This is a genomic window from Streptomyces sp. NPDC005574 (assembly GCF_040605435.1).
In the GTDB taxonomy this organism is placed as follows: Bacteria; Actinomycetota; Actinomycetes; order Streptomycetales; family Streptomycetaceae; genus Streptomyces.
Genome location: NZ_JBEXCW010000003.1, coordinates 158,171 through 183,977, shown reverse-complemented (window position 1 = coordinate 183,977; position 25,807 = coordinate 158,171). Strand labels below are relative to the sequence as shown.

Genomic DNA, 25,807 nt, shown 5'->3' with positions numbered 1-25,807 from the left:
CTGGTTACTCTCCTTCAACCCGCATGATGCTGGCGACACCCCGCACGGTGTCGAGGCTGCGCAGCGCCTCGACGGTCCCGGTGAGGGACGCGTCGGACGCACGATGGGTGACGACGACCAGGGAGGCCTCGCCGTCCTTGCCTTGCTGGCGAACCGTATCGATCGAAACGCCGTGTTCGGCGAACACGGTCGCGACCTGGGCGAGAACACCCGGTTTGTCGGCAACGTCGAGACTGATGTGGTAGCGCGTGACGACCTCGCCCATGGGCGACACGGGCAGCGCCGCGTACGCGGACTCGCCGGGTCCGGTGGACCCGCTGAGCCGGTTGCGGCAGACGGCGACCAGGTCGCCGAGCACCGCCGAGGCGGTGGGGGCGCCGCCGGCACCGGGCCCGTAGAACATGAGCTGTCCGGAGGCGTCGGACTCCACGAAGACGGCGTTGTACGCGCCGCGCACGGAGGCCAGCGGGTGGCTGAGCGGGATCATCGCGGGGTGCACGCGCGCGGTGACGGAGCCGCCGTCGGCCGCCCGCTCGCAGATGGCGAGCAGTTTGATGGTGCAGCCCATCTCCCGCGCCGAGGCGAAGTCGGCGGCCGTGACCTCGGCCATGCCCTCGCGGTAGACGTCGTCGAGGCGCACCCGCGTGTGGAAGGCGATGCCGGCGAGGATCGCGGCCTTGGCGGCGGCGTCGAAGCCCTCGACGTCGGCGGTCGGGTCGGCTTCCGCGTACCCGAGGGCGGTGGCCTCGTCGAGTGCCTCCTGGTATCCCGCGCCCGTCGAGTCCATCTTGTCGAGGATGAAGTTCGTGGTGCCGTTGACGATGCCGAGCACCCGGTTCACCTTGTCGCCGGCGAGGGACTCGCGCAGCGGCCGGATCAGCGGAATGGCCCCGGCGACGGCGGCCTCGTAGTAGAGGTCCTTCTTGTTCTCCTCCGCCACCGCGTGCAGCGCGGCGCCGTCCTGGGCGAGGAGGGCCTTGTTGGCGGAGACCACGGAGGCGCCGTGCTCGAATGCGGTGGTGATGAGGGTCCGGGCCGGCTCGATACCGCCGATGACCTCGATGACGACGTCGATGTCCCCGCGCTTGACGAGGGCGGTGGCGTCGGTGGTCACCAGGCTCGCCTCGATGCCGTCCCGGACCTTGCCGGGCCGCCGTACGGCCACACCCGCGAGCTCCACGGGCGCTCCGATCCGGGCGGCGAGGTCGTCGGCGTGCGTCGTCATGATGCGCGCCACCTCTGAGCCGACCACTCCGCAGCCCAGCAGCGCCACTTTCAGCGGACGCGTACGCATCATCCGACCTCGTTTCCTCATACCGTCATCGGTGGGACCAGTCTCACTCACCGGACGGGAGTTTCTATCCCTCGTCCGGATTGTGAGATATCTATTTCATTTGTACCGGGGTGAAAGACAGGAGATCTTCCGCCGGCAATTCCGGAACGGGCGGCTCCTCACCCGACGTCGAGGCGCAGCAGGTCCTCCTCCGTCTCGCGGCGGACGATGACCCGGGCCTCGCCGTCGCGCACGGCGACGACCGGCGGCCGCAGCACGTGGTTGTAGTTGCTGGCCATGGACCGGCAGTACGCACCCGTGGCCGGTACGGCGATCAGGTCACCCGGTGCCAGGTCGGCCGGCAGGAACGCGTCCTTCACCACGATGTCACCGCTCTCGCAGTGCTTGCCGACCACCCGCACGAGCATCGGCTCGGCGTCCGAGGTGCGGGAGACCAGGGCCACGCTGTACTCGGCGTCGTACAGCGCGGTGCGGATGTTGTCGGACATGCCGCCGTCGACGGAGACGTACGTCCGCAGCCCGTCGAGCGGCTTGATCGTGCCGACCTCGTAGAGCGTGAACGCGGTAGGGCCGACGATGGCCCGTCCCGGCTCGACGGAGATCCGGGGGGTGCGCAGCCGCGCCCCCTCGCACTCGCGGGTCACGATGTCCGTGAGCGCCTTGGCGATCTCGTGCGGCTCACGCGGGTCGTCGGAACTGGTGTAGGCGATGCCGAGTCCGCCGCCGAGGTCGATCTCGGGCAGCTCCACGCCGTGCTCGTCGCGGATCTCCTTCAGCAGCGAGACCACCCGGTGGGCGGCGACCTCGAAGCCGGACATGTCGAAGATCTGCGACCCGATGTGGGAGTGGATCCCGATGAGTTCGAGCCCGTCGAGCTGCAGGGCCCGCCGCACCGCCTCGGCCGCCTGCCCGCCGGCGAGCGGGACGCCGAACTTCTGGTCCTCGTGGGCGGTCGCGATGAACTCGTGCGTGTGGGCCTCGACGCCGACGGTGACACGGATCTGCACCCGCTGCCGCTTCCCGAGGGACTGCGCGATGTGCGCGACCCGCACGATCTCCTGGAACGAGTCGAGGACGATCCGCCCGACCCCGGCCTCGATCGCGCGCTCGATCTCCCGCGGCGACTTGTTGTTGCCGTGGAGGGCGATGCGGTCGGCGGGCATCCCGGCGGACAGCGCGGTGGCGAGTTCGCCGCCGGAGCAGACGTCGAGGTTGAGCCCCTCCTCGTGCAGCCAGCGCACGACCGCGCGGGAGAGGAACGCCTTGCCGGCGTAGAAGACGTCGGCGTCGGTCCCGAACGCGCTGCGCCAGGCGCGGGCCCGGGCGCGGAAGTCCGTCTCGTCGACGACGTAGGCGGGGGTGCCGTGCTGTTCGGCGAGGCTCTTGACGTCGACCCCGCCGACGCGGACGACCCCGTCGGCGTCCCGCCCGACGGTCTGCGCCCACACCTTGGGGTCCAGGGCGTTGAGGTCGGCGGCCGGGGCGGCGTAGTGGCCCTCGGGAAGGACGTCGGCGTGACGGGGCCCGGCGGGGTGTGCGGAACGGCTCATGTTCTTCGGTGGCTCTCTGTGTCTCGCGGTGTCCCGCGGTCGGTCGCGGCCTGGCCCGCCGAGGTCTCCCGGAACACCCGGGGTGGCGGGCCGAAGGCTCTGATCAGAGGTGGTCGGGGGCGTCGATACCGAGCAGGGTCAGGCCGCCGGCCAGCACCGTCCCGGTCGCTTCGGCGAGCGCGAGCCGGGCCCGGTGGGCGGCCGAGGGTTTCTCCTCGCCGTACGGCAGGACGGTGAGCAGGAAGGGCAGCGCGGCATCGGCGACGGTGACGAGGTGCCGGGCGAGGCGGTCGGGGGCGTGGTGCGCCGCGGCGGCACCGAGCACCCGGGGGTGATCGGCGAGAGCGGCGAGCAGGGCTTCGGCCCCGGGGGTGGGGCCGGGTTCGGCGGCGAAGCCGAGGTCGTCGGCGTTGCGGCTGAGGGCCCGGGTGCGGGCGTGCGCGTACCGGACGCGGAAGAGAGGGTTGCTCTCCCGCTGGACGAGGTGCTCGTCACCGACACGGGGCCGGTCGTGGGCGGCGGGGTACAGCAACGCCCACCGCCCGGCGTCCCGCCCGAGCGAAACGGGGTCGGCGGGGGCGGGGACCGGTCGGATGGTGAGGGGGTGGGGGGAGGGGGGTGCGGGGGTGGCTTCGGGTGCGGGTGCGGGTGCCGGTGCCGGTGACAGGGGTGACGGTGACAGGGGTGACGGTGGCTGCGGGGTGTGGTGGGCGTCGGTGTCTCGGCCGAGGCGGGGTCCGAGGCCGGGTCCGAGTCCGAGGTCGGGATCGAGGTCGGGTCCGGGTCCGAGGTCGAGGTCGGCTGCGGGTCCGAGGTCGAGGTCGGGTCCGAGGTCGAGGTCGGGTCCGGGTCCGAGGTCGGGATCGAGGTCGAGGCCGTCGGTCCACCGTGGTTCCGGTGGTGCGTCGCGGCTGGTGCGGACGTCGGCGCCCTGCGAGCGCAGCAGCCGCGCGGTGACCTCGGTGACGACGGCGGCACGGACCTCGTGGGCCGCGTGGAGCCGCACGAGCTGCCCGGTGGGCGCCTCGGCCAACCCGTACCGCCGCGGCCCGAGCCGCAGGATCTCCCCGACGAGGCCGGCTGAGGCGGAGCGCTCCAGGCTGATGTTGAGGAATCCCGCCCCGGTGACGACCACGTCGGCGATGCCGGGGGCGGAGATCAGATGCGCCCGCACCACCTCGGCGACCCACAACGGGGCCCGCCCGGCCGGCCGCGACAGCTGCAGCGCGATGCTGGTGGCGTAGTCACCGCACCCCCCGGCCCCGGGAGGCGTCACGACAGCCCGCCCGGGCACGGTCACGCGTAGCTCCCCCTCGTCCACGGCACGACGCACCGCGCCCAGCACGGTACGGGACAGCTCGACGGGGGTCACGGGACCAGCGTAGGGGAGGAGGGGGGGTGGGGGCGCGAAGTGGTTTGGGATGTGGACGGGGGTGGGTGGGGATGCGTGCGGTGGGGTGACGGTGGCGGCGGGGACACTGGCGGGGGCGGCCGATGATGGACGGCCGGGAGACGGACGTGGGTCCTCGGGGCTCGTGCCACCGGCCCTCAGGTCACCCGCCGGCCTGACCGGCGCGTTCTCCGTGCGGGGCTCGTTCTCCGTACGGGGCCCGTTCACTGTGCGGGGCGCGTTCGGTGTGTCGGTCAGGCCCTTCGGTGTGTCGATCAGGGTGCCGATCGACGGGGTCGGGGCGCTCGCCCTCCGGTACGTCGAAGACGTCATCGCCCCCGAGCACCGAGGCCTCACCGTCCGCAGCCGGCACACTCCGCGTCCGCTCGACCAACTGCCGTACGAGCCGCACGAGTTCGGCGGGTTCGAAGGGCTTGGCGAGGAAGGCGTCGACGCCGACATCGAGTCCGCTCTCGACCTCGTACTGCGTACAGGCACTGACGATGGCGAGGGGAAGGTGACGGGTCCGAGGATCGGAACGCAGCCGGGCGGCGGTCCGGAGACCGTCCAGACGGGGCATCACGACATCGAGGGTGACGACATCGGGGCGCACCTGATGCACGACATCCAGACACTCGGCACCATCGGCCGCGGTCACGACCTCAAGCCCCTCAAGCTCGAGATTGACCCTGATCAACTGCCGGATGACCTTGTTGTCGTCCACAACAAGCACCCGGCCCGAAGCGCCTGGCACAACTCGAGAGTAGGTGGGGACCGGCCACCGCGTCCGGCTTTTCCCCACTTCCGCCCCTCCCCCCTCCGGAGCCGTCGAACCACCCGCCCCGCACGCCCCACCCATGACCTCCCCGACGCGCCAAAACGCGTTGATGAACACCCCTGACGAGCTGGTAGGGTTCTACCCGTCGCCGCGAACACCGCGACCGACACGCCCCCGTAGCTCAGGGGATAGAGCAACGGCCTCCGGAGCCGTGTGCGCAGGTTCGAATCCTGCCGGGGGCACCCCTCATGAGGTGCCCAAAGACCCCGTCACCAGCGGAAACGCTGAGGCCGGGGTCTTCGCGTATGTGCAGGCGGATGCAGCCCGAAGCGGCTCCATGTCCGGTCTGTGGGCGAGGGGTCGACGGGATCTTGGAGCGTTCCCGCAAGTAGTGAGTCTGATCCGAGTCGAGTAGGCCGGCTCCTCGCTATCGTCGTGCTGGCCCTGGGGGCCGCCGCGGAGGGGACATCGGGCTGGCGGAGGCGGGCTGTCGAGCTGCCTACAAACGCTGGCTCAAGGCGGATGAAGAGACGAGTTGGGGGACTCATGGACGTGACCACTCTGGCTGTTGGGCTGATCACCGCTGGAGGAACTCTGGGTGGGGCGATGTTCAACGAGTTCGCCAGCCAGAAGCGCGAAAGGCGCGCTGATCAACAACGGGTGCAGGAACGCGACGACGGAGTGCAGCAGGCAAGACGTGATCTCTATGCCCGTCTGAACACCACGGCTCGCGCCTATCGAGTAGCTGCCAGAGATGCAGTCCGAGCAGCCGAGCGAGGTGAAACCATCGATTCATCCGTCCTCGACGCCGCCAAAGAGGCCTGGGCAGACGAATATTCTCAGGCACAGATGGCACTGACGAAGGACGTCCTGGAGGTGACCTCGACCCTTAACCGGGCCTTGGGCGCCGGGTACACCGTTGTAAAACGGTTGCCGAGCGGCCCCGGTTCAGAAGTCGCATACAGTCGGGCAAATACCTGGTTCAGCGGTCCGCTGTCCGACGGCGTGTATCTACTGCGGGTCACTTTGCGACATGACCTCGGTGTCGAGGTAAAACCCGACTTCGAGCGCTCTCGCATGCGGGGTCTCACCGTCCTCGACACTGAGCGGAAAAGCCTTGAACGTCAACTCAACTCAGAGCAGACGCACGCCAACCGATCTGCATAGCGCATAGTCCGAACCCCGAGGCCCCTGGCCAGAACGCTCAGGGGCCTCGGAAATGATCAGGTCCTGTCACTCGTATTCGCGCAGCAGGTCCTCGATACGCCAGTTGGCGACGTCCTGCCGTCCGTCGAGGCACTTCGCTCAGCGGGTCAGCAGGACGCCGACAGCGCCGGCTCGACGTGCTCGTCCGAGGGGTAGCGAGAATCGGAAGCTGCGCTCTTCGCCAAAGGTGAAACCGCTGTCGGGCGGTCGCGGTTTCGGCTCGGCGCAGATGTTGCTGAGAAGCTCGCTCCGAAGCGGGGTCCAGCCTTCATCCGGAAGCGGGTGCTGTGAGCTGACAGCGTCCGTGTGGGCGAGTGGCCGGAAGTTGGCGTCGGCTATTTGTCTGCTTTGTATAGCTTTATGTTTTTGTTGACGAAGAGGTGGACGTAGCCGCATTGCCAGCAGATCAGGCCGGTGGCGTTCTCGTCGGCCCAGGCCAGTTTCATGAACTCCATGCCCGTGCTGTTGAGCAGGACGCCCCGCTCCCGGAACCGGTCTCCCTTGCAGACCTGGCAGGTGAGCCAGACGTCCCCCAGTGCTGCTCGTACCGGCTTCGCCATCGTGCGACGCCCCCGTCCTCGTGATCGAAAGGGACGAGACTACGGGGCCGGCCGAAGTCAGGTGCGCCCGGGTCGGTCAGGTGGACGTGGGCGCCCGCTTCGGCGTTGTGTTCTCAGTGGTTGCGGCACTTCGACACGTCGATCCGGACTATCTGCGGGTCGTGGTCGCTCGCCTGGTCGGCGAACTCCGCGTTGATGTGGACCACGTCGTAGTCGAGCGACGTGATCGACGGGGTCGTCAGGATGTGGTCCAGGGTCTGGGAGTTGCCGTCGTAGACGTAGGTGTAGCGCTCGGCGGCCGGGAGTGTGGTGATCAGCGGCTTGAGGACCCGGGCGGCGGTGAGGGCGGTGAGCGTCGGGGAGAACTCGTAGTCGTTGAGGTCGCCCAGTACGACCGCCTTGGCGTTCCTGTCGGCGGCCAGGAGTGTCTTCACGAAGGTGTTGACCTCGGCCGCCTGCTACGCGCGCTGGGTTTCCGAGCTGCGGGCCGGCGGCTGGTAGCGGCCGTGCAGGGGCTGGTCGCCGCCCTTCGACGTGAAGTGGTTGGCGATCACGAAGACCTGCCGGCCGTGGAAGGTGAACTCGCCGACCAGGGGCTTACGGCTGCTGGTCCACGCGTCGCTCGTCGGGTCGATGCGGCCCGGGGAGTGGGTGAGCTGGACTCCCTTGCGGGTCTTCTCCACGCTGGTGGCCGTCGTCGCGTCGCCGGCCGAACGGTCGGTGAAGGAGACCCGCTTGGGGTTGAAGAGGAAGACCTGGCGGATGTTGCCGCCGGGCTCGCCGCCGTCCTTGTCGTTCTCGGGGGCGACGTAGCGCCAGGTGTAACTCGGGCCGCCGGCCGCGCGGATGGCGTCGGCGAAGCGCCTGAGGGTCGCCTCCGCGGTCACCGTGCCGTCGTTCACCGCGCCGTTGTCGTCCTGGATCTCCTCCAGGGCCACGACGTCGGGCGAGTTGAGGTTGACGGCGACGCCCTCGGCGAGACGGTCGAACTTCTCCTGGTCGTCGAGCGCGTCCAGGTTCTCCACGTTGTACGTGGCGACCGCGAGCTCGTCGCCCTTCTGCCTGCGGGTCACCTCCCGCTTCAGGCCGTTGTCCACGAGGGTGCCGAGCTGGGTGGCCTGGACGTTGTAGCCGCCGTAGGTGGAGTAGTCGAGGGGGCCGGTGGTCGGGCCGGTCAGGTCGTCGCCGACGTTCGCCACGGGGAAGGGGGCAGCCTTGTCCAGCGACATCACCTCGATACGGCCCGTGTTGGGCTGGTCGTAGGAGGAGTACAGGGTGCCGCCGCGCGCCGTCGTGTTCTCCCCCGGCTTCACCGTGACCCACAGCTCGCCGTACGTGTCCGTCGCGCCGACCACGCGGGCGTCCGTGAAGGTCACCCTCATGCCTTCCAGCGACTCGAAGAAGTCCTGGGCGTAGACGGCCGGTTGGAGGGCGAGGGACTCCACGCCCGCACCGGCCGCCGTCGGGATGTAGGCGTCCGGGACCGTGATGGCGTCCAGGGTCTCGGCCGCGGGGAGCGTGTTGCCCCCGGACAGGACGGTCGCCGTAGGGGCGGTGATCTCGGTGGCGGACTGGCTGGTGCTGCTCGGGTAGTACTCGCTGACCTTGCCGGAGACCAGAACCGAGTCGCCGACCGCCACGGTGGGGGCGGTGGAACCGGTGTAGACGAAGACGCCCTCGCTGGTACGGGGGTCGGTGTCGGGCTGCGGGTCCTGGATCCAGTACCCGAGGGAGCCGCTCGTACGGACGCCCGTGACGATGCCGGGGACACGGGTGACCGTCCGGCCGGCGTACGGGGAGAGGCGGGTTCCGCCCTGGATGTCGTGGACGCGGACCGTGCCGGGGTCGGTGCCACCGCCGCCGTCCCCGCCTTCGTCACCCGAACCCGGCGTCTGACCGGCCGAGTTGACGGGGGACGGTGGGCCTGCGGTGAAGTCCGCCGCGTTGTCGTCGGTGTCGGCCAGGGACGGCGCCCGCGACACGGAGGACGTGTTCGAGGCGCCGGTGGCCGGGCCGCCGCCCTCGCGGACCACCGCGCTGCCGTAGCCCGCGAGGTCGACGATGCGGCTGTCCGCCGCGCAGTCCGCCGCCGTCTTGCAGGTCAGCGCGGTGGTGCCGGTGACCAGGGCGACGGTGCCGGACGTGGCGCTCATCGCGACCGAACCGCTCGCGTCGGGGGTCGGGAGCGCCGTCGTGCCGCCCGCGCCCGCGCCTTCCGCGACGAGGTAGCGGGCGCCGGGGGCGATCGTTCCGCTGAGGGGGGTCACCTGCCAGAGGGAGCCGGCGGACGGTGTACCCGGCAGGTACTGCACGCTGTAGCCCGACAGGTCGTAGGCGGCGGAACCGGCGTTGCCGAGTTCCACGAAGTCCCTGGTCAGGGTGGCTCCCGAGTTGCCTCCGCCGCCGTACGCCTCGGTGATCACCGCGGTGGTCGAGGGGGCGGCGTAGGCGGTGGGGAGGGCGGTGAGGGCGAGGGCGCCGGCCGCGCCGAGGGAGATGAGGGGGTAGGTGGCTCGGCGCGCGCGGGGTCTGTCGTCTGCGGGGGTGGACACGCTGGCGGTCTCCTCGTACCTCGGGTACGTCCGGCGCGGGGCTCGGGGCGTACGGGCGTGCGCCGTCGGGGACGGGCTTCACCATTGCCTGGGGGTCGGCTCAAGTTACGCGCGTAGAGGTCGGGTCACCTAGGGGGCGGACGTTAAATCGTGGCAACCGGTGGGTGTCCTGCGGGGTTTGGGGGTGGGGGTGGGGGTGGGGCCTGCGGGGGTGAACAGTGCGGGTTCGTTGGGGTTTTGCGCAGTTCCCCGCGCCCCCTGAGGGGGTTGTGGCTCGGGGCGTGAGCCTGTGCGGGCTCGTTGTTGTTTTTGCGCAGTTCCCCGCGCCCCTGGGGAGAATCGTGGCTCCGGTGCGTGAGTGGGTGCCGGATCGTTTGGGTTTTGCGCAGTTCCCGTGCCCCTGAGCGTGAGTCAGGCGGGGTGGTGGTGGGGGGAGGGGGATTTTTTGGTTCTTTTTTGGGCGGTGGATTTCTTTGCTGGTTGGGGGAGGTTCCTTATTTCGGCCTGGGTTTCTGGGGATTTTGATTTTCTGGCCGCCTGGACGCTTTTTTCCAAGGCTGCCGTCAGGTCCAGGACCTTGCCGCCCTCCGGGGGGTGGGGGGCTTCCGGTGGGGATTCACCGGCGGCTTTCGCGGCGACCACTTCTTCCAGGGCCTCGCGGTATTCGTCGTGCAGGTCGTCGAGGTCGATCTCGCCGAGGGTGTCCATGAGGGCGTCCGCGAGGTCGAGTTCCTTGTTGTTGACCGTGACCTTCGCGTCGGGCGCCACGCCCTGCGGGGGGCGGACCTCGTCCGGCCAGAGCAGGCCGTGCAGGACGATGGCGTCGTCGACCACCCGGAGCATGCCGAGGCGTTCCCGTCCCCGCAGGGCGAATTTCGCCACCGCCACCTTCTCGCTGCGCTTCAGCGCCTCCCGCAGCAGGGTGTACGGCTTCGCCGCGGGCGCGCTTCCCATCGCGAGGTAGTACGCGGTGTCCATCTGCAGCGGGTCGATCCGGTCGGCCGGCACGAACGCCACGATCTCGATCGTCTTCGCCGTCGGGAGCGGCAGGTGGGCCAGGTCGTCGTCCGTGATCGGGATGACCGTGCCGTCGGCGTCCTCGTACGCCTTGCCGATCTCCGACCCGCTGACCTCGCGGTCCTCCAGCTCGCAGACCTTTCGGTAGCGGACGCGGCCGCCGTCCTCCAGGTGGATCTGGCGGAACGAGATCGAATGGCTCTCCGTGGCGTTCATCAGCTTGACGGGGATGCTGACCAGGCCGAACGAGATGGCGCCGTTCCAGATGGATCGCACGTGCCGCACCCTTTCGATCGGTTTCCGCCGTTCTGTCAGCGTATGCGTGGGATTCTCATCGTATGATGCCGATCACAGAGGTGGAGGGACGGCGGCTCGCGCTCAGCAACCTGGACAAGGTGCTGTATCCCGCGACCGGGTTCACCAAGGGTGAGCTGCTGCACTACTACGCGACCACGGCCGGCGTGCTGCTGCCGCATCTGCGGGACCGGCCGGTGTCGTTCCTGCGGTATCCGGACGGGCCCGGCGGGCAGGTCTTCTTCGCCAAGAACGTTCCGCCGGGTACGCCCGACTGGGTCACCACCGTCGAGGTGCCCCGGTCGGAGGGGCCGGCCCGGATGGTGCTCGTGCAGGATCTGCCGAGCCTGATGTGGGCCGCGAACCTGGTCACCGAGTTCCACACGCACCAATGGGTCATCGACGCGCCTGGCCAGGCCGACCGGATCGTCTTCGACCTCGACCCCGGGCCGCCGGCCACCGTCGTGGACTGCTGCCGGGTCGCCCTGTGGCTGCGGGAGCGGCTGGCGGCGGACGGGATCGAGGCGTACGCCAAGACCTCCGGGTCGAAGGGGCTGCATCTGCTGGCGGCGGTGCGTGGGGCGTCCTCCGAGCGGACCACCGAGTACGCGAAGGAACTCGCCGTGGAGGCGGAGAAGGCCATGCCCGACCTCGTCGTCCACCGCATGACGCGGAGCCTGCGGCCCGGGAAGGTGTTCGTCGACTGGAGTCAGAACGCCGGCCGCAAGACGACCGCGACGCCCTACACGCTGCGGGCGCGGGCCGAGCCGTGGGTGTCGGCGCCGGTGACGTGGGGTGAGGTCGAGGGGTGCGAGGTGCCTGGGCGGCTGGCGTTCCGGGCGGAGGACATCGCGGGTCGCGTGGAGGAGTTCGGGGACCTGTTGGGGGCGTTGCTCGATCCCGAGGGTGGGGGGCCGTTGCCGTGAGGTGGGGGCGGGGCGGGGCCCTGCCGGGGTGCGGTGCCCTATCGGGGTGAGGTAGTGGACGTGGGGGCGGTCACCCTCCAGGGGCTGCGCCCCCGGACCCCCATCGGCCCTCCGGGCCTCGTCCTCAAACGCCGGACGGGCTGGATACGCCGACCCGGCATCCCCCATCCCCCTCAAACCCGCCCCCACGTCTGCCGGTCGCGGGCCGCTGCGTGGAGGGATTCCACGTCTGCCGGTTTGAGGACTCCGCCGAGTCTCGCCAGGGTCGCGATGCCGGTGTCCGTCAGGACGCGGACGTCGCGCGGTTCGGTGGTGATCGTGACGTTCGCGGGGCCGACCAGGGCGAGGACCGGGTGGACCTCGGCCGTGAGGGCGTAGGAGGCCCGGTCGGCGTCGGCGCGGACGCGGCGCAGCACCGGGCTCGTGTCCCGGCGGCTGAGCGCGACCACGGGGTCGGCGACGGTCACCCGGGACTTGTGGGCGTACAGCGTGTGGATGGCGAAGAGGCCGCCGGGGCCGATCACCAGGTGGTGGATGCGGTCGCCGCCGGGGAGCGGGACGGAGTGCAGGGCGTGCCAGCCGGCGCCGTCCAGGTGGTCCAGCATCTCCCCCACCGTCTGTTCCGCCGACAGGGCGCGGCGGCGGGGGTCGGGGCGCAGCCGGTGCGGCGGGCCCGGGTCGCGGTCCAGGGCGACCTGGAGGGCCTCGCCCGGGCGGTTGGGCGCCAGGTCGTCGTCGGGGTGGAGGGAGAGGCGGGCGAGCTCCGCCGGGGTCGGGACGGGGGGCGGGCCCACCGCGACCTGGCCCGTGAGGAAGGGCCCCAGGGCTTCCAGGACGTCGTCGCGGCGGTCCTCGCTCAGCAGGTTGACCCGGGCGGCCTCACGGTCGTACCAGGCGATGTTCCTGCCGTCCTGGAGACAGACGTACAGCCGTTCCTGGCCGTGTCGCCAGGTCGGTATGACGCGCAGCTGGTTCATGCACCATCACCCCACGACCATGGGAACAGGCGGGGTGCTCCGGGGGCAAGAACCCGGCTACCTTTGTGAGGAGTTGGCCGGCCCCCGGGGAGGCACCCTTGCGGACGCGCGGGAAGCAGTCCGACGTACCGCCTCCGGACAGCCCGTGGAGCGAGATCGTGCCGGGGCTGTGGATGGGCGGGCACGAGTTCAGGGTGCCTCCGGGACAGGTCGAGTTCGCGGTCGTACGGGACCAGTTCGATCTGGTGCTCACCCTGCTGAGGCTTCCCGGGCACGGGCCCGACCCGGGCGTCGAGCACCATGTGTGGCCGATTCCGGACGGCCCGCTGGACGGGACGCAGCTCGCGGGCGTGATCCGGCTGGCGCAGACAGCGTGCGACGCGCTGGACGACGGCCGCGAGGTCCTCGTGCGCTGCTACCACGGGTACAACCGTTCCGGCCTGGTCGTCGCGCACGCGCTGGTCCGCCGGGGACATTCCGGCGACGAGGCGATCCGGCTGATCCGGGCCCGCCGCTCGCCCTGGGCACTGCACAACGAGCTCTTCGTCGAGTACCTGCGGACGGGGCTGGCGACGGCCCGGCTCCTGGAGGAGCTCACCGAGTAGGCGAGCAATCGTTTCCTCGCGGTCCTGGGGCGGTTCGCCCGGGGAGGCGGTCCGCAAGGCAAAAAGGACGTCCGTACGAATAAGGTGTGCGAGGCCGCCATGGCCCAGCCCCCTGCCCAGTCACCTCAGGAGCACCGTGCCGCCCCGCCACCTCGTCCGCGCCGCCGCCGCGGCCGCCGTCCTGCTGGCCGGCGCCGTGGGCTGCGGCGACGGCGGCGGGCTGCACGCGGCCGGTGCCACCCCGACTGCGACCGGTCCCGACAAGCTGTGGCCCGATCTGCGGCCCGCCTCCAGCCCCGCCTGGGACTACGAGGACGGGGACTCCGAACTCGTGCGGGGCGTCACCGCCCCCGGCGACGACATCCACCGGGTGGATCCGGTGGATGTCGTCCGCGCGGAGATCCGCCGGCACCCGGCCGCGTACACCGGCCCCAAGGCGACCTACCGCGAGACGGTCCGCCGGATGGACGACTGCGGCGGGACGGCGACCGGGGGCGGGGCGGCGGCCGAGGGGGCCACACCCGGTACCGGCGCGAGTGGCCGTGGGTGTCCCGTTCTCCGGGCGTACTACCGCGACCTCACCGGTGACGGGCGGGACGACCTGACGCTGGGTTTCCGGCTGCTGCCCGGCAACCAGACGGCCGTGCGGGTCTACACGGTCCGGTCGGGACGGCTGGTCCAGGTGATGTCCAACGACGACGCCGTCACCGGGGTCGAACTGGCGGGCCGGTCGGTGATCATCCGCTCACCGTCCGACATCCCGGCCTACGAGTACCGGTTCCAGTGGACCTGGGACCCCGAGCAGCGGCTGATGCTGCTGACGCACGACGAGATGCTGCGCACCGGGGACGGGAAGCACGCCGAGCGCCGCGCCTCCACGGCCGCTCCCTCCCTCTCGCCGTCCCCGACCACGTCTTCGTCGCCGTCCCTCCCGCCGTCCCCGACCACGTCCTCGCCGCCGTTCCCGTCGCCTTCGGCGAGCACCCCGTGAGGCATCCCACGAGAGGGCCCGTGCGGCGTACGGCGAGGCATCCCCTGGCAGGGTCCGCGCGGCGTACGGCGGGACGCGCGCGGTTCGCCCTCCCCCGGTGGGCCGGGACCCTCGCCGCCAAGTCCGCCGCCTTCATCACCGTGATGTGCTGCGCGCTCGCCGCCCTGCTCGGCGTCCTCGTGCACGTCTCGGTCACGAACCAGACGGTCGGGCAGGCCCGCGACCTGGCCCTCGGCCGGCTGACGGAGGCGACGGCGGCGTACGAGGCCGGGGACACCCTCGCGCCGGGCACCGGTGTCGATCCGCCCGGTCTGCCCGCGCCCCTGCGGAGGCTGGCCGCGGCCGGAGAGCGCGGCACGATGGTGAGCGAGCACCTCGGGCGCCCCACGATGTGGGCGGCGGGCCCGGTCGACGGTGGGCGCGCCCTCGCCGTGCAGGTCGACTACGCGCAGGGCAAGAGCACGATCGACGGCCTCGACCGGGCGATCGTGTGGTCGTCGGCCCTGGCGATCGGGGCGACGCTGCTGGTGGGCGCGTTCGCGGTGACCCGGGTGACACGGCGGCTGCACACCACGGCCCAGGTGGCCCGGCGGATCAGCGCCGGCGACCTGGACGCGCGGGTGGGTGATCCCCGTACGAAGCACACCGACCGGGGGCAGGACGAGGTGGCCGCCGTGGCCGCCGCACTGGACTCGATGGCGGCCTCGCTGCAGGGCAAGCTGCAGAGCGAGCAGCGGTTCACCGCGGACGTGGCGCACGAGCTGCGCACCCCGCTGACCGGGTTGCACGCGGCGGCCGAGCTGCTGCCGGCGGGCCGGCCGACCGAGCTGGTGCGGGACCGGGTGGCCGCACTGCGCACGCTCACCGAGGACCTGCTGGAGATCTCGCGGCTCGACACCGGGCGGGAGCGCCTGGAGCTGGACTCGGAACCGCTGGGGGCGCTGGCCGAGCGGGTGGTCCGGGCGTCGGGTACGGCCGCCCCCACCGGCACAACTGCCGCCCCCGCGGGTACCGCGGCCACCACCACCGGTACCCCTGCCACCCCCACCGGCACCGCGGCCACCCCGGTCGCCGCCCCCGGCACCGCTCCCACGGACGGCGGCACCGCTCCCACCGACAGCGGCCCCGGCACCCGGCCCGCGGCGACCGCCCCCGGCCCCCCGGCCGAGGACAGCGCCCCCGCCCCCGCCCCTGCCCCTGCCCCTGCCCCTGCCGCGGACACAACCACCACGGGCACGGCCACCACCACGGACACGACCACCACGGACGCGACCACCACGGACGCGGCCACCACCACAGTCACCGTCCTCCGTGACGTCCTCGTGGAGACCGACCGGCGGCGCCTGGAGCGGGTGCTCGGCAACCTCGTCTCGAACGCGCACCGGCACGGCCAGGGGCCGGTGGTGCTGACGGTGGACGGGCCGGTGGTGACCGTGCGGGACCACGGGGACGGCTATCCGGACTACCTGGTCGAGCACGGTCCGCAGCGGTTCCGCACCGAGGGCGGGGCCAGGGGGCACGGGCTCGGGCTGACGATCGCGCTCGGCCAGGCGGAAGTGCTCGGCGCCCGGCTGGAGTTCGCGAACGCGCCGGACGGCGGGGCGTGCGCCACGCTGACGCTGCCTCAGGGGAGGCCCGGTGGGCCGGCGCTCCCCGATGGCGCAGTGTGACGGGCGCGGCCCGAAGCGCGCTCCTAATGTGGCGATTGGTCAGGTTCCGAGACCTTCGGGGCCTACGGCACATCTGCCCCCTCATGGAGGTACTCCCATGTCCCTGCGTTCCTCCCTCCCCCGCCGTATCGCCATGACGGCAGCCGTCGCCGGTCTGCTCACCGCGGCCGCGGCCGTCCCCGCCGTCGCGGACGGAGGGGGGGACGGCGGCGACCCGGGCACCGGCCAGAGCGCCACCGCCGCCACCCAGCAGGGCGGCACCTGGAGCCAGGGTGGCGAGACCCAGGCCACCGGCACCCAGAGCGGCACCACGTGGAACCAGGGCGCCGACTCCCAGGGCACGCAGGCCCAGGGCGGCGGCGACGGGAACCAGCACGGCAACCCGAACAACCAGCGCCTGTACCGGGGCCGGGTCACCGCGAGCACCCTGGCGCTGCGCGCGGCGCCGAACCGCGGCGGCCAGATCATCCGGTACGCCCACCGCGGGGAGATCGTCTCGATCTTCTGCAAGACGGGCGGCCAGAACGTCGACGGCAACCGCCTCTGGTACCTCCTGACGGACGGCACCTGGGCCTGGGGTTCGGCGCGCTACATCGACAACATCGGCGCCGCGCCACGCTGGTGCTGATGACACCGATGGACAACACGGCCCGAATGGGTAGGTTCCGGACATGATCAATGCCGGAACCACCGTGGCACAGGCGCGTCCACCCGCTCCGGCGGTACGCCTCCCCCGGCGCCGCGGCATCGAGCTGGCCCTCATCGTCCTCGCCGTCCTGCTCAGCGTGTACGGCTACTGCGCGGTCGGCCTCGCCCAGCACGGCACCGTCCCGCCCGGCGCCGCCGGTTACGGCGCCGGGCTCGGCGTGCTCGCGCTGGTGGCGCACTGCGCGGTGCGGCTGCGCGCCCCCGACGCCGATCCGCTGCTGCTGCCGATCGGGGTGCTGCTCAACGGCCTCGGCCTGGTCCTGATCTACCGGCTCGACCTGGAGACGCCGGGCGACCGGGCGGCGCCCACGCAACTGGTGTGGTCCACGGTCGGCGTGGCGCTGTTCATCCTGGTGGTCGTCCTGCTGCGGGACCACCGGCTGCTCCAGCGCTACGCATACGTCTCGGTGGTCGCGGCCCTCGGCCTGCTGGCCCTGCCGATCCTGTTCCCGGCCGTCAACGGCGCCCGTATCTGGGTGCGGATCGCCGGATTCTCCATCCAGCCCGGCGAGTTCGCGAAGGTGCTGCTGGCGGTGTTCTTCGCCGCCTACCTGGCCGCCAACCGCAACGCGCTGGCGTACGCGGGCCGCCGTGCCCGGAGGTTCCGCAGGCTCCAGCTGCCCACCGGGCGGGTGCTCGGCCCGATCGTCACCATCTGGCTGCTGAGCGTCGGCGTCCTGGTCCTGGAGCGGGATCTCGGCACCTCGCTGCTGTTCTTCGGCCTGTTCGTCGTCCTGCTCTACGTCGCCACCGGCCGCACCGACTGGATCGCGGTCGGTCTGCTGCTGGCGGCGCTGGGGGCGGTCGCCGTCGGCTGGCTGGAACCGCACGTGCACAGCAGGGTCGAGGACTGGCTGCACCCGTTCGCGTCGATCGAGGCGGGCCAGGGCCCCAACCAGCTGGCGCAGTCGCTGTTCTCGTTCGCCGCCGGCGGCATCCTCGGCACCGGTCTCGGCCTTGGCCACTCGATCCTCATCGGCTTCGCGGCGAAGTCGGACTTCGTCCTGGCGACCGCGGGCGAGGAGCTGGGTCTGGCGGGCCTGTCCGCGATCTTCCTGTTGTACGGCCTGCTGGTGGAGCGCGGTTATCGCGCGGGCCTGGCCCAGCGCGACCCGTTCGGCCGGCTGCTCGCGGTGGGACTGGCCTCGATCCTCGCGCTCCAGGTGTTCGTGATCGCGGGCGGGGTGACCGGGCTGATCCCGCTGACGGGCATGGCGATGCCGTTCCTCGCGCAGGGCGGCTCGTCGGTGGTGACCAACTGGGCGATCGTGGCGCTGCTGATCCGGGTGAGCGACTCGGCGCGCGGTCAGTACGAGGGGGAGGCCGCCCCATGACGAGGTACATCCGCCACGCGGCCCTCTTCTGCGCCCTGCTGCTCGCCGCGCTGCTGGCGAACGCGGCCCGCGTCCAGGTCGTCCGGGCCGGGTCGTACGACGACAACCCCGCGAACCGCCGCCCCACCATCGCCCGTTACCAGCAGCCGCGCGGGGACATCCTGGTCGGCGGCCGGCCGGTGACCGGCTCGCGGGACAGCGGCGGACAGCTCCGCTACGAGCGGTCGTACGAGAACGGCCCGCTGTACGCACCCGTGACCGGCTTCGCCTCCCAGCTGTACGGCACGACGTTCCTGGAGCACGCCGAGGACCCGGTGCTGTCGGGCCGCGACCCGATGCTCTCGCCGTTCCCCCTGTGGCACGACCTGACCCGCGCACCGGGCACCGGCGGTGACGTGGTCACCACCCTCGACCGGGGGGCGCAGCAGGCGGCCTACCAGGGACTGGGGGCGCGGAAGGGCGCGGTGGCGGCGATCGAGCCGTCGACCGGGAGGATCCTGGCGCTGGTGTCGACGCCGTCGTACGACCCGGCCGCGCTGTCCGGAAACGGTGCGGCGGCGCAGCGGTCCTGGGCGCGGCTGATCGGCGACCGGGACAAGCCGATGCTCAACCGGGCGGTACGGCAGACCTATCCGCCGGGTTCGACGTTCAAGGTGGTCACCGCGGCGGCCGCGCTGGACGCGGGGGTGATCACCGATCTCGACGAGCCGACCCGCTCCCCCACCCCCTACACGCTGCCCGGGACGACCACCTCGCTGACGAACGAGGGTGACGGGTGCGAGGACGCGCCGCTCCGGGCCGCGTTCGAGTGGTCGTGCAACACGGTGTTCGCGAAGCTGGGCGTCGACGTGGGCGTGGCCGGGATGACGTCCACCGCGCGGAACTTCGGCTTCAACGACACGGCGCTGCGCATCCCGTTCTCCGTGGCGCCCAGCACCTTCGACACCTCGGTGGACAGGGCGCAGCTCGCCCTGTCGTCGATCGGGCAGTACAACACGCGGGCCACCCCGCTGCAGATGGCGATGGTGTCGGCGGCCGTCGCGAACGGCGGGGAGCTGCGGACCCCGTACCTGGTGGAGCGGACCACCACCGACTCCGGAGCCACCCTCACCACGGCCGGCTCGCGCCCCGCGCGTCAGGTGATGCGGGAGTCGACCGCGGCGCGGATGAGGGAGCTGATGGAGGGCGTGGTGCGGGAGGGCACCGGCGGCAACGCGGCGATCCCCGGCGCGCGGGTCGGCGGCAAGACGGGCACCGCCCAGCACGGCATCGGCAACGCCGGTGTCCCGTACGCCTGGTTCGTGTCCTGGGCGCAGGGGGAGGGCGACACGGAGCCGGAGGTGGCGGTGGCGGTGGTCGTGGAGGACGGTTCGGCGGACCGGGGGGAGATCAGCGGGAACGGGGTGGCGGCGCCGATCGCACGGGCGGTGATGGAGGCGGTGCTCGACCGGTGAGCGCCGGAAGGGGAGGACTCGCCTGACGCGGGCCTCCTCGCGCGCCCGAGAGCTCCGCCTCTCGCCGGCCACCCCGCGCGGCCGCGGATTCCGGCTGACGCCACCCACCCCGCGCGCCCGAGGGTTCCGGCTGACGCCGCCCACCCCGCGCGCCCGAGAGCTCCGCCTCTCGCCGGCCACCCCGCGCGGCCGCGGATTCCGGCTGACGCCACCCACCGCGCGCGCCCGAGAGCTCCGGCCTCTCGCCGACCACCCCGCGCGGCCGCGGATTCCGGCTGACGCCACCCACCCCGCGCGGCCGCGGGTTCCCTCGCCGGTCCGCCCACCCCGTGAGACGGGGGGTTCCGTGGGGCGGGTGGCCGACCTACCGTTCGGTCATGACTGAGCCCGCCGCCGCGTACGAACTCGCCCAGGTCAACCTCGCCCGCCTCAACGCCCCGCTGGACTCACCGCAGTTGAAGGACTTCGTCGACGCGCTCGATCCGGTGAACGCCGACGCGGACGCCGCCGACGGGTTCGTGTGGAGGCTGGAGAGCGACGCCGGCAACGCGACGGACATCGCGGTGTTCGGGGACGAGTGGCTCATCGTCAACATGTCGGTGTGGCGGGACTCCGAAGCGCTGACCGCCTACATGTACCAGGGGCGGCACCGGGAGATGCTGGCCCGGCGGCGCGAGTGGTTCGAGCGGGTGCGGGAGGCGATGACGGCCCTGTGGTGGGTCCCGGCGGGGCACCGGCCGACGGTCGCCGAGGCGGAGCAACGACTGCTGCACCTGCGGACGCACGGGCCGACGCCGTACGCCTTCACCCTGCGGACGTCCTTCGGTCCGGGAGCGGCCGCCGCGGGCGACGCGGCGTCCGCGGCGGGGACCGGAACCGGAGCCGGGAGCGGGGCCGGGACCGAGGGGGCACCCCGGCCGGTGACCCTGTCGGTGCCCGGGGGTCTGGGGTGCCCCGCGTAGCGCCCCGCGCGACCGTGGGGCCCACGCGGGGCGGTCCGTCAGCCGATCGGCTTGCGCATGTCGGAGCGGATCTTCGCCGTCGTCTCGGCGGCGGCCTCCAGGTCGACCTCGGAGGGGTCCTGGGACATCGTCGCCACGGTCACCTCGGCCACCGAGGCACCCGTGTTGTCGTCCGCCCAGCCGCACACCGGGACGGTCAGGGCCGTGCCGGCCTGGGACCGGGTGAGCACCTCGCAGGTGATCGTGACGCCCCCGGAGCCGCTCGGCCGGAAGTCCTTCGGCTGGACGGCGACCTTCGCGGCGGCGCCCTGCGCGGCGCCCTTCATCATGTTGTCGCGGGTTTCGTCGGTGTTCTTGAAACGGCCGTACATGCCGGACACGACCAGCGTGCCCTTGGTCGCGTCGCCGCCGGGGCTGTACTGCCCGACCACGCTGCCGGTGACCTTGGCGTCCCAGGCGCCGTCCGCCTCGTCCTTGATCTTCTGGCCCTCGGAGTCCGAGAGGTCCTGGGTGAGTTCGTAGCGCCCCTCGACCAGGGTCCGCGGCAGGCTCAGGGTGAAGTGGGCCTCGGGGAAGCCGCCGCTCGCCGCCGAGCCGACCAGGACGAGCGCCACGACGACGGCCACGATCACGCCGACGACTCCGCCGACGATGCCGAGCACGAGCCCGACCCGGCGCTTTCTGGGAGGCGGCGGGAACGCCGGGGGCGCGCCCCAACCGCCGTACTGCTGCGGCGGGTACGGGGCCGGGGCGCCGTAGGGCGCGGCGGGCTGCTGTCCGTACGGGGCGGCGGGCGGCCCCTGCGGCGGACCGTAGGGGCCTGCGGCGTGGGGGCCCTGGGGCGGCGGGCCGTACGGGCCGGGCTGCGGCTGCCCGCCGTGCGGGGCCTGCGGCGGCGGCGGGCCGTACGGGTTGCCGGCCGGCGGCGGGCCGTAGGGGTGCTGCGGCGCGCGGCCGTCGGGGCTCTCGGGCGGTGGAGGCGTGGACACGTCAGCACGTTACTGCATGTGAGGGATATGTCAGGAAGCGGTTCCGCCCGCTTCGACCGCCTCCGCGACCTCCGCCACCCGCTCCCGCTCCTCCGCCGCGAACCGCTGCGCGTCGAGTTGCTCGGCGATCTCCTCGTCCTGGGCCATCAGCAGGTCGAGACTGGAGTCGCCCAGCTCCAGGACACCCATGTCGACATAGGCCTGCTGGAGCCGCTTCCCCCACAGGCCGATGTCCTTGACGCAGGGCACGATGCGGGAGAACAGCAGCTTGCGGAACAGGGCGAGGAACTCGGACCGCTCGCTGTACTCGTCGGCCTCCGCGGCCGGGATACCGAAGTTGCGCAGCACCTCGACCCCGCGCAGCCGGTCGCGCATCAGGTAGCAGCCCTCGATGACGAACTCCTCGCGCTCGCGCAGTTCGGCGTCGGTCAGCTGCTTGTAGTAGTCGCGCAGCGCCATGCGGCCGAAGGCCACGTGCCGGGCCTCGTCCTGCATGACGTAGGCGAGGATCTGCTTCGGCAGGGGCTTGTCGGTGGTGTCGCGGATCATGCCGAAGGCGGCCAGCGCCAGGCCCTCGATCAGGACCTGCATGCCGAGGTAGGGCATGTCCCAGCGGGAGTCGCGCAGGGTGTCGCCGAGCAGGGCCTGCAGGTTGTCGTTGATCGGGTAGAGCATCCCGACCTTCTCGTGGAGGAAGCGGCCGTAGATCTCCGCGTGCCGTGCCTCGTCCATCGTCTGGGTCGCCGAGTAGAACTTCGCGTCCAGGTCCGGGACCGACTCGACGATCCGGGCGGCGCAGATCATCGCGCCCTGCTCACCGTGCAGGAACTGGCTGAACTGCCAGGAGGCGTAGTGACGGCGCAGTTCGGCCCTGTCGCGGTCACTGAACTTCGCCCAGTACTTCGTGCCGTACAGGGACATCGCCTCGTCGGGGGTGCCGAGGGGGTCGTAGGGGTCGACCTCCAGTTCCCAGTCGATGCGTTTCCGGCCGTCCCACTGCTTGTCCTTGCCCTTCTGGTAGAGGGCGAGGAGGCGGTCGCGGCCGTCGTCGTACTCCCAGTCGAAGCGGGCGTCGCCGGTCGCCGGCACCTGCCAGGGAGAGTCTCCCGGGTCCGTGGCGTACAGGTCGTAAGTCGGCATGTCTCGCAGGCTCACACGCGGTAGACGGTTCGTCAACAAGTCCCGCGCGGGGGATTGACGAGCTTGCTGACAGGCAGTCTCATAAGTGCCATGACCACGACCCTCACAGATGCCGAAGCGCTCGACGGGCTGCGGGACGCGCTCGGCCTGCTCAAGGACCGCGAACAGGTGGCCGAACGGCTGCTCGTCTCCTCCGCCAAGCACTCCTTCGACCCGGACACGGAACTCGACTGGGACGCGCCCTTCGAGGAGGGCAAGTGGTTCTGGCCGCCGGAGCTGGTGTCGCTGTACGACACCCCGCTGTGGAAGCGCATGAGCGAGGAGCAGCGGATCCTGCTCTCGCAGCACGAGGCCGCGGCGCTCGCCTCGCTCGGCATCTGGTTCGAGCTGATCCTCATGCAGCTGCTCGTCCGGCACATCTACGACAAGGCGGCGACGAGCGCGCACGTGCGCTACGCGCTGACCGAGATCGAGGACGAGTGCCGGCACTCGAAGATGTTCGCCCGGCTGATCTCGCACGGCGACACCCCCTGGTACCCGGTCAGCCGCGCCCACCTGAACCTGGGCCGGCTGTTCAAGACCATCTCCACCACGCCCGGCTCGTTCACGGCGACGCTCCTCGGTGAGGAGGTCCTCGACTGGATGCAGCGGCTGACCTTCCCGGACGAGCGGGTGCAGACCCTGGTCCGGGGCGTGACCCGCATCCACGTGGTCGAGGAGGCCCGCCATGTGCGGTACGCCCGCGAGGAGCTGCGGCGGCAGATGGTGACGGCCCCGCGGTGGTCGCAGGAGTTCACCCGGGTGACGTCCGGCGAGTTCGCGCGGGTGTTCTCCGTCGCGTTCGTCAACCCCGAGGTCTACACGAACGTCGGCCTCGACCGGCGGGAGGCCGTCGCACAGGTGCGGGCCAGCGGGCACCGGCGGGAGGTCATGCAGTCGGGGGCGAGGAAGCTGACCGACTTCCTGGACGACATCGGGGTGTTGCGCGGAGCCGGGCGGCGGCTGTGGAGGTCGTCCGGGCTGCTCGCGTAGGCGGCGCCCCGGGCAGGCCGGTTACGCTGCCCCATATGACCCCCTCCGCGGCCACCCCCGCCTACCGCCGCCTGAGCGTCGAGGAACGCCGCAGCCAGCTGCTGGACTCCGCGCTGTCGCTCTTCGCGCACCGGCTGCCGGAGGACGTGTCCCTGGACGACGTGGCGGAGGCGGCCGGAGTGTCGCGTCCGCTGGTGTACCGCTACTTCCCGGGCGGCAAGCAGCAGCTCTACGAGGCGGCGCTGCACTCGGCCGCCGAGGAGCTGCGGCACTGCTTCGACGAGCCCCGCGTGGGCCCGCTGCTCCCCCGGCTGGCCCGGGCCCTGGACCGCTACCTCACCTTCGTCGACCAGCACGACGCCGGTTTCAGCGCGCTGCTCCAGGGCGGCAGCGTCGTGGAGACCTCCCGGACGACGGCCATCGTGGACGGCGTCCGGCGGGCCGCGGCCGAGCACATCCTCAGCCATCTGCGGGTCACCGGGCCCGGTCTGCTGCTGCGGATGACCGTACGGATGTGGATCACGGCGGTCGAGGCCGCGTCCCTGATCTGGCTGGACGAGGGCAAGCAGCCGCCGGTCGAGGAGCTGCGGGACTGGCTGGTCGAGCAGTTCGTGGCCGTGCTGACGGTGACCGCGGGCCGCGACCCGCAGACGGCGGCGCTGGTCGAGGCCCTCGCGGCGGATGGCTGACACTGGTGCCGTGAAGAGTCAGGACACCCCCTTCGAGGGCGGCCCGATGGACGGCCGGGTACTGCCCGTGCTGCTGGGACCGACCGGGCAGCCGCCCAAGACCTACCGCATCCCCGTCCCCGACGCCGGCGGCGGCCCGCCCACCGTGCTCGTCTACCGGCGTGAGCCGATCGGGTTCGGCAAGCGGCTCGGCCTCCCGCGGGGATGGAAGTACGCCTACAACCCCGAGGGCGACGACGACGGCCGGCTCAGATGGCCGTGGTCCAGGCCGGACGCCACGCCGGGCGGCAAGCCGGAAGCCACCGACGAGTGACCTCGTTGCGCCGAACCGCGCACACTCCGCGCGCGGACCCGGCGGACCCGTTTGATGCTCGCGATGCGGAACGGACGGTCCGTTGCGCGTCGGAGGTGATGGCGTGTCAGGAAGGTTCCTGCGTCTGGTGTGTACGGCGGCGGTGGCGGCCGGCACCGTTCTCGCACCGCTGCCCGCGGTGGCCGCGCCCGTCCCGGGCCCCGGTCCCGGCGCCGGGGAAGCCTCCACGGCCACGCTGCTGACGGACCTTCAGCGTCTGTACCGGGAGGCCGAGCGGGCCACCGAGGCGTACAACGCCACGGAGGAGAAGCTGACCGAGCGCCGCGCCGAGACCGCCCGGCTGGATCTCGAACTCTCCCGCGCGCGGCTCTCCCTGCGCGCCAGCCGCGGGGCCGCGGGCCGGCTGGTCCGGCAGCAGTACCAGACCAGCACCGCCCTCTCCCCGTACATCCGGCTGCTGCTCGCCCGCGACCCGCAGCACGCGCTCGACGAGGGCCATGTCATCGGGCAGCTGGCGCGGGAGCGGGCCGAGACGGTGGGGCGGCTGGCCGGGAGCGAGCGGCGGGCCGACGCCCTGGCACGCCGGGCGCGCAAGGCGCTCGACGACCAGCTCACCCTCGCGGAACGCGGGAAGAAGGAGCGGGACGAGGTGCGCGGGCGGCTGCACGACGTCGAGGAACTGCTCGCCTCGCTGAGCGCCGAACAGGTCGCCGCGCTGGCCGAGTCCGAGGAGAAGGGTGTCGACACGGCTCAGCGGGACCTCGTCGCCTCCGGCGCGCTGGGCGACCCGGCGGACGACCTGAGCGACGGCAAGGGGGGCGGTACGCCGAAGCCGTCGCGGGAGGGCGACCGGGCCGTGCGGTACGCGGTACGGCAGGTCGGCAAGCCCTACCAGTGGGGCGCGGAGGGGCCGAGGTCCTACGACTGCTCGGGGCTGACCTCGCAGGCCTGGGACCACGCCGGGCGGTCCGTCCCGCGCACCAGCCAGGAGCAGTGGGCGCGGCTCAAGCGGATCCCGCTCAGCGAGCTGCGCCCGGGCGACCTGGTCGTCTACTTCCCCGAGGCCACCCATGTGGCGCTGTACATCGGCGGCGGGAAAGTCGTGCAGGCACCGCGTCCCGGCGCGCGGATCAAGGTCTCCCCGATCGCCGCGAACCCGATCCTGGGCGCCGTCCGCCCGGACCCCCAGGCGGCACCGCTACGGCACTACAGTCCACCGAAGCTGCCGCCCCGGGCGCGCGGCACGGGACGGGCGGGGCGTTGGGTGCGGTGACGGTGGCGTCCCGCCGAGGGGCCGGGTCCGGGCCGACGCCGGGAGCATGGGTCCCAGCCGGCCCCGCGGTGGCACGGGGAGCCGGGTTCTCGTGGGCGGTCCG

22 protein-coding genes, 1 tRNA gene and 1 pseudogene are annotated in these 25,807 nt (G+C 72.0%); 14 read left to right on the top strand and 10 right to left on the bottom strand.

The window, feature by feature from the left end:
- Window positions 1-4: 4 nt before the first annotated feature.
- The 4 genes from ABZT03_RS03760 to ABZT03_RS03745 form a co-directional block, all read right to left on the bottom strand.
- Window positions 5-1,297 carry a homoserine dehydrogenase gene (locus ABZT03_RS03760; protein WP_356033004.1) on the bottom strand — a complete coding sequence of 431 codons (1,293 nt, stop codon included), beginning with the start codon at window positions 1,295-1,297 and terminating at the stop codon, window positions 5-7.
- A 155-nt stretch (window positions 1,298-1,452) separates the two neighbouring features.
- Window positions 1,453-2,844, bottom strand: coding sequence for a diaminopimelate decarboxylase (gene lysA, locus ABZT03_RS03755; protein WP_356033001.1), 1,392 nt, complete (start codon window positions 2,842-2,844; stop codon window positions 1,453-1,455).
- A gap of 103 nt (window positions 2,845-2,947) precedes the next feature.
- The gene (nrtL, locus tag ABZT03_RS03750) at window positions 2,948-4,216 is read right to left on the bottom strand and encodes an ArgS-related anticodon-binding protein NrtL (protein WP_356032999.1); all 1,269 of its coding nucleotides are present in this window, start codon (window positions 4,214-4,216) and stop codon (window positions 2,948-2,950) included.
- 181 nt (window positions 4,217-4,397) lie between these two features.
- Complete coding sequence (locus ABZT03_RS03745) at window positions 4,398-5,093, bottom strand: response regulator (protein WP_356033178.1); 696 nt, start codon at window positions 5,091-5,093, stop codon at window positions 4,398-4,400.
- An 89-nt stretch (window positions 5,094-5,182) separates the two neighbouring features.
- Between ABZT03_RS03745 and ABZT03_RS03740 the strand changes: the two genes are divergently transcribed.
- Both ABZT03_RS03740 and ABZT03_RS03735 read left to right on the top strand, forming a co-directional pair.
- A tRNA-Arg gene (locus ABZT03_RS03740) sits at window positions 5,183-5,254 on the top strand.
- Window positions 5,255-5,558: 304 nt separating this feature from the next.
- Window positions 5,559-6,179: a hypothetical protein gene (locus ABZT03_RS03735; protein ID WP_356032996.1), complete on the top strand. Its 621-nt coding sequence runs from the start codon at window positions 5,559-5,561 to the stop codon at window positions 6,177-6,179.
- A gap of 374 nt (window positions 6,180-6,553) precedes the next feature.
- Here the strand turns inward: ABZT03_RS03735 and ABZT03_RS03730 are convergent, their stop codons facing one another.
- The 3 genes and pseudogenes from ABZT03_RS03730 to ABZT03_RS03720 all read right to left on the bottom strand — a co-directional run bounded on the left by ABZT03_RS03730 (window position 6,554) and on the right by ABZT03_RS03720 (window position 10,632).
- Window positions 6,554-6,778, bottom strand: coding sequence for a hypothetical protein (locus ABZT03_RS03730; RefSeq protein WP_356032993.1), 225 nt, complete (start codon window positions 6,776-6,778; stop codon window positions 6,554-6,556).
- A 113-nt stretch (window positions 6,779-6,891) separates the two neighbouring features.
- Window positions 6,892-9,276: pseudogene (locus ABZT03_RS03725) on the bottom strand (endonuclease/exonuclease/phosphatase family protein).
- Between the two features lie 465 nt (window positions 9,277-9,741).
- Window positions 9,742-10,632, bottom strand: coding sequence for a Ku protein (locus ABZT03_RS03720; protein ID WP_356032990.1), 891 nt, complete (start codon window positions 10,630-10,632; stop codon window positions 9,742-9,744).
- A 53-nt stretch (window positions 10,633-10,685) separates the two neighbouring features.
- On the opposite strand from ABZT03_RS03720, the gene ligD reads away from it, so the two are divergent.
- Entirely contained in the window at window positions 10,686-11,567 is an 882-nt protein-coding gene (gene ligD / locus ABZT03_RS03715; RefSeq protein WP_356032987.1) for a non-homologous end-joining DNA ligase, read from the top strand.
- Between the two features lie 173 nt (window positions 11,568-11,740).
- Here the strand turns inward: ligD and ABZT03_RS03710 are convergent, their stop codons facing one another.
- Complete coding sequence (locus ABZT03_RS03710) at window positions 11,741-12,544, bottom strand: nuclease-related domain-containing protein (protein WP_356032985.1); 804 nt, start codon at window positions 12,542-12,544, stop codon at window positions 11,741-11,743.
- A 98-nt stretch (window positions 12,545-12,642) separates the two neighbouring features.
- On the opposite strand from ABZT03_RS03710, the gene ABZT03_RS03705 reads away from it, so the two are divergent.
- From ABZT03_RS03705 to ABZT03_RS03675, 7 genes are all read left to right on the top strand, one after another.
- Complete coding sequence (locus ABZT03_RS03705) at window positions 12,643-13,149, top strand: protein phosphatase (protein WP_356032983.1); 507 nt, start codon at window positions 12,643-12,645, stop codon at window positions 13,147-13,149.
- A gap of 136 nt (window positions 13,150-13,285) precedes the next feature.
- Complete coding sequence (locus ABZT03_RS03700; RefSeq protein WP_356032981.1) at window positions 13,286-14,140, top strand: hypothetical protein; 855 nt, start codon at window positions 13,286-13,288, stop codon at window positions 14,138-14,140.
- A gap of 20 nt (window positions 14,141-14,160) precedes the next feature.
- The gene (locus tag ABZT03_RS03695; protein WP_356032979.1) at window positions 14,161-15,810 is read left to right on the top strand and encodes a HAMP domain-containing sensor histidine kinase; all 1,650 of its coding nucleotides are present in this window, start codon (window positions 14,161-14,163) and stop codon (window positions 15,808-15,810) included.
- Between the two features lie 97 nt (window positions 15,811-15,907).
- Complete coding sequence (locus tag ABZT03_RS03690; RefSeq protein WP_356032977.1) at window positions 15,908-16,438, top strand: SH3 domain-containing protein; 531 nt, start codon at window positions 15,908-15,910, stop codon at window positions 16,436-16,438.
- Window positions 16,439-16,481: 43 nt separating this feature from the next.
- On the top strand, window positions 16,482-17,852 hold the full coding sequence (locus ABZT03_RS03685) for an FtsW/RodA/SpoVE family cell cycle protein (protein ID WP_356032975.1): 1,371 nt from the start codon (window positions 16,482-16,484) through the stop codon (window positions 17,850-17,852).
- Window positions 17,849-19,306: a penicillin-binding protein 2 gene (locus tag ABZT03_RS03680; RefSeq protein WP_356032973.1), complete on the top strand. Its 1,458-nt coding sequence runs from the start codon at window positions 17,849-17,851 to the stop codon at window positions 19,304-19,306. The genes ABZT03_RS03685 and ABZT03_RS03680 overlap by 4 nt, the downstream gene beginning before the upstream one ends.
- Window positions 19,307-19,683: 377 nt before the next feature.
- Window positions 19,684-20,268, top strand: coding sequence for a DUF3291 domain-containing protein (locus ABZT03_RS03675; protein ID WP_356032971.1), 585 nt, complete (start codon window positions 19,684-19,686; stop codon window positions 20,266-20,268).
- 38 nt (window positions 20,269-20,306) lie between these two features.
- On the opposite strand, the gene ABZT03_RS03670 is transcribed toward ABZT03_RS03675, so the two are convergent.
- Window positions 20,307-21,257 (bottom strand): hypothetical protein, encoded by a 951-nt coding sequence (locus ABZT03_RS03670; protein ID WP_356032969.1) that lies wholly within the window; start codon window positions 21,255-21,257, stop codon window positions 20,307-20,309.
- A gap of 30 nt (window positions 21,258-21,287) precedes the next feature.
- Window positions 21,288-22,397 carry a ferritin-like domain-containing protein gene (locus tag ABZT03_RS03665; protein ID WP_356032967.1) on the bottom strand — a complete coding sequence of 370 codons (1,110 nt, stop codon included), beginning with the start codon at window positions 22,395-22,397 and terminating at the stop codon, window positions 21,288-21,290.
- Window positions 22,398-22,487: 90 nt separating this feature from the next.
- Here ABZT03_RS03665 and ABZT03_RS03660 point away from each other — a divergent pair, with 90 nt between their 5' ends.
- From ABZT03_RS03660 to ABZT03_RS03645, 4 genes are all read left to right on the top strand, one after another.
- A complete protein-coding gene (locus tag ABZT03_RS03660) occupies window positions 22,488-23,429 on the top strand; it encodes a diiron oxygenase (RefSeq protein ID WP_356032965.1) in 942 nt (313 codons plus the stop codon).
- Window positions 23,430-23,464: 35 nt separating this feature from the next.
- Window positions 23,465-24,118, top strand: a complete 654-nt coding sequence (locus tag ABZT03_RS03655; RefSeq protein WP_356032963.1) for a TetR/AcrR family transcriptional regulator — start codon at window positions 23,465-23,467, stop codon at window positions 24,116-24,118.
- Window positions 24,111-24,431 (top strand): hypothetical protein, encoded by a 321-nt coding sequence (locus ABZT03_RS03650; protein ID WP_356032961.1) that lies wholly within the window; start codon window positions 24,111-24,113, stop codon window positions 24,429-24,431. Before ABZT03_RS03655 ends, ABZT03_RS03650 begins: the two co-directional genes overlap by 8 nt.
- A 103-nt stretch (window positions 24,432-24,534) precedes the next feature.
- Window positions 24,535-25,704, top strand: a complete 1,170-nt coding sequence (locus ABZT03_RS03645) for a C40 family peptidase (protein WP_356032959.1) — start codon at window positions 24,535-24,537, stop codon at window positions 25,702-25,704.
- Window positions 25,705-25,807 lie beyond the last annotated feature (103 nt).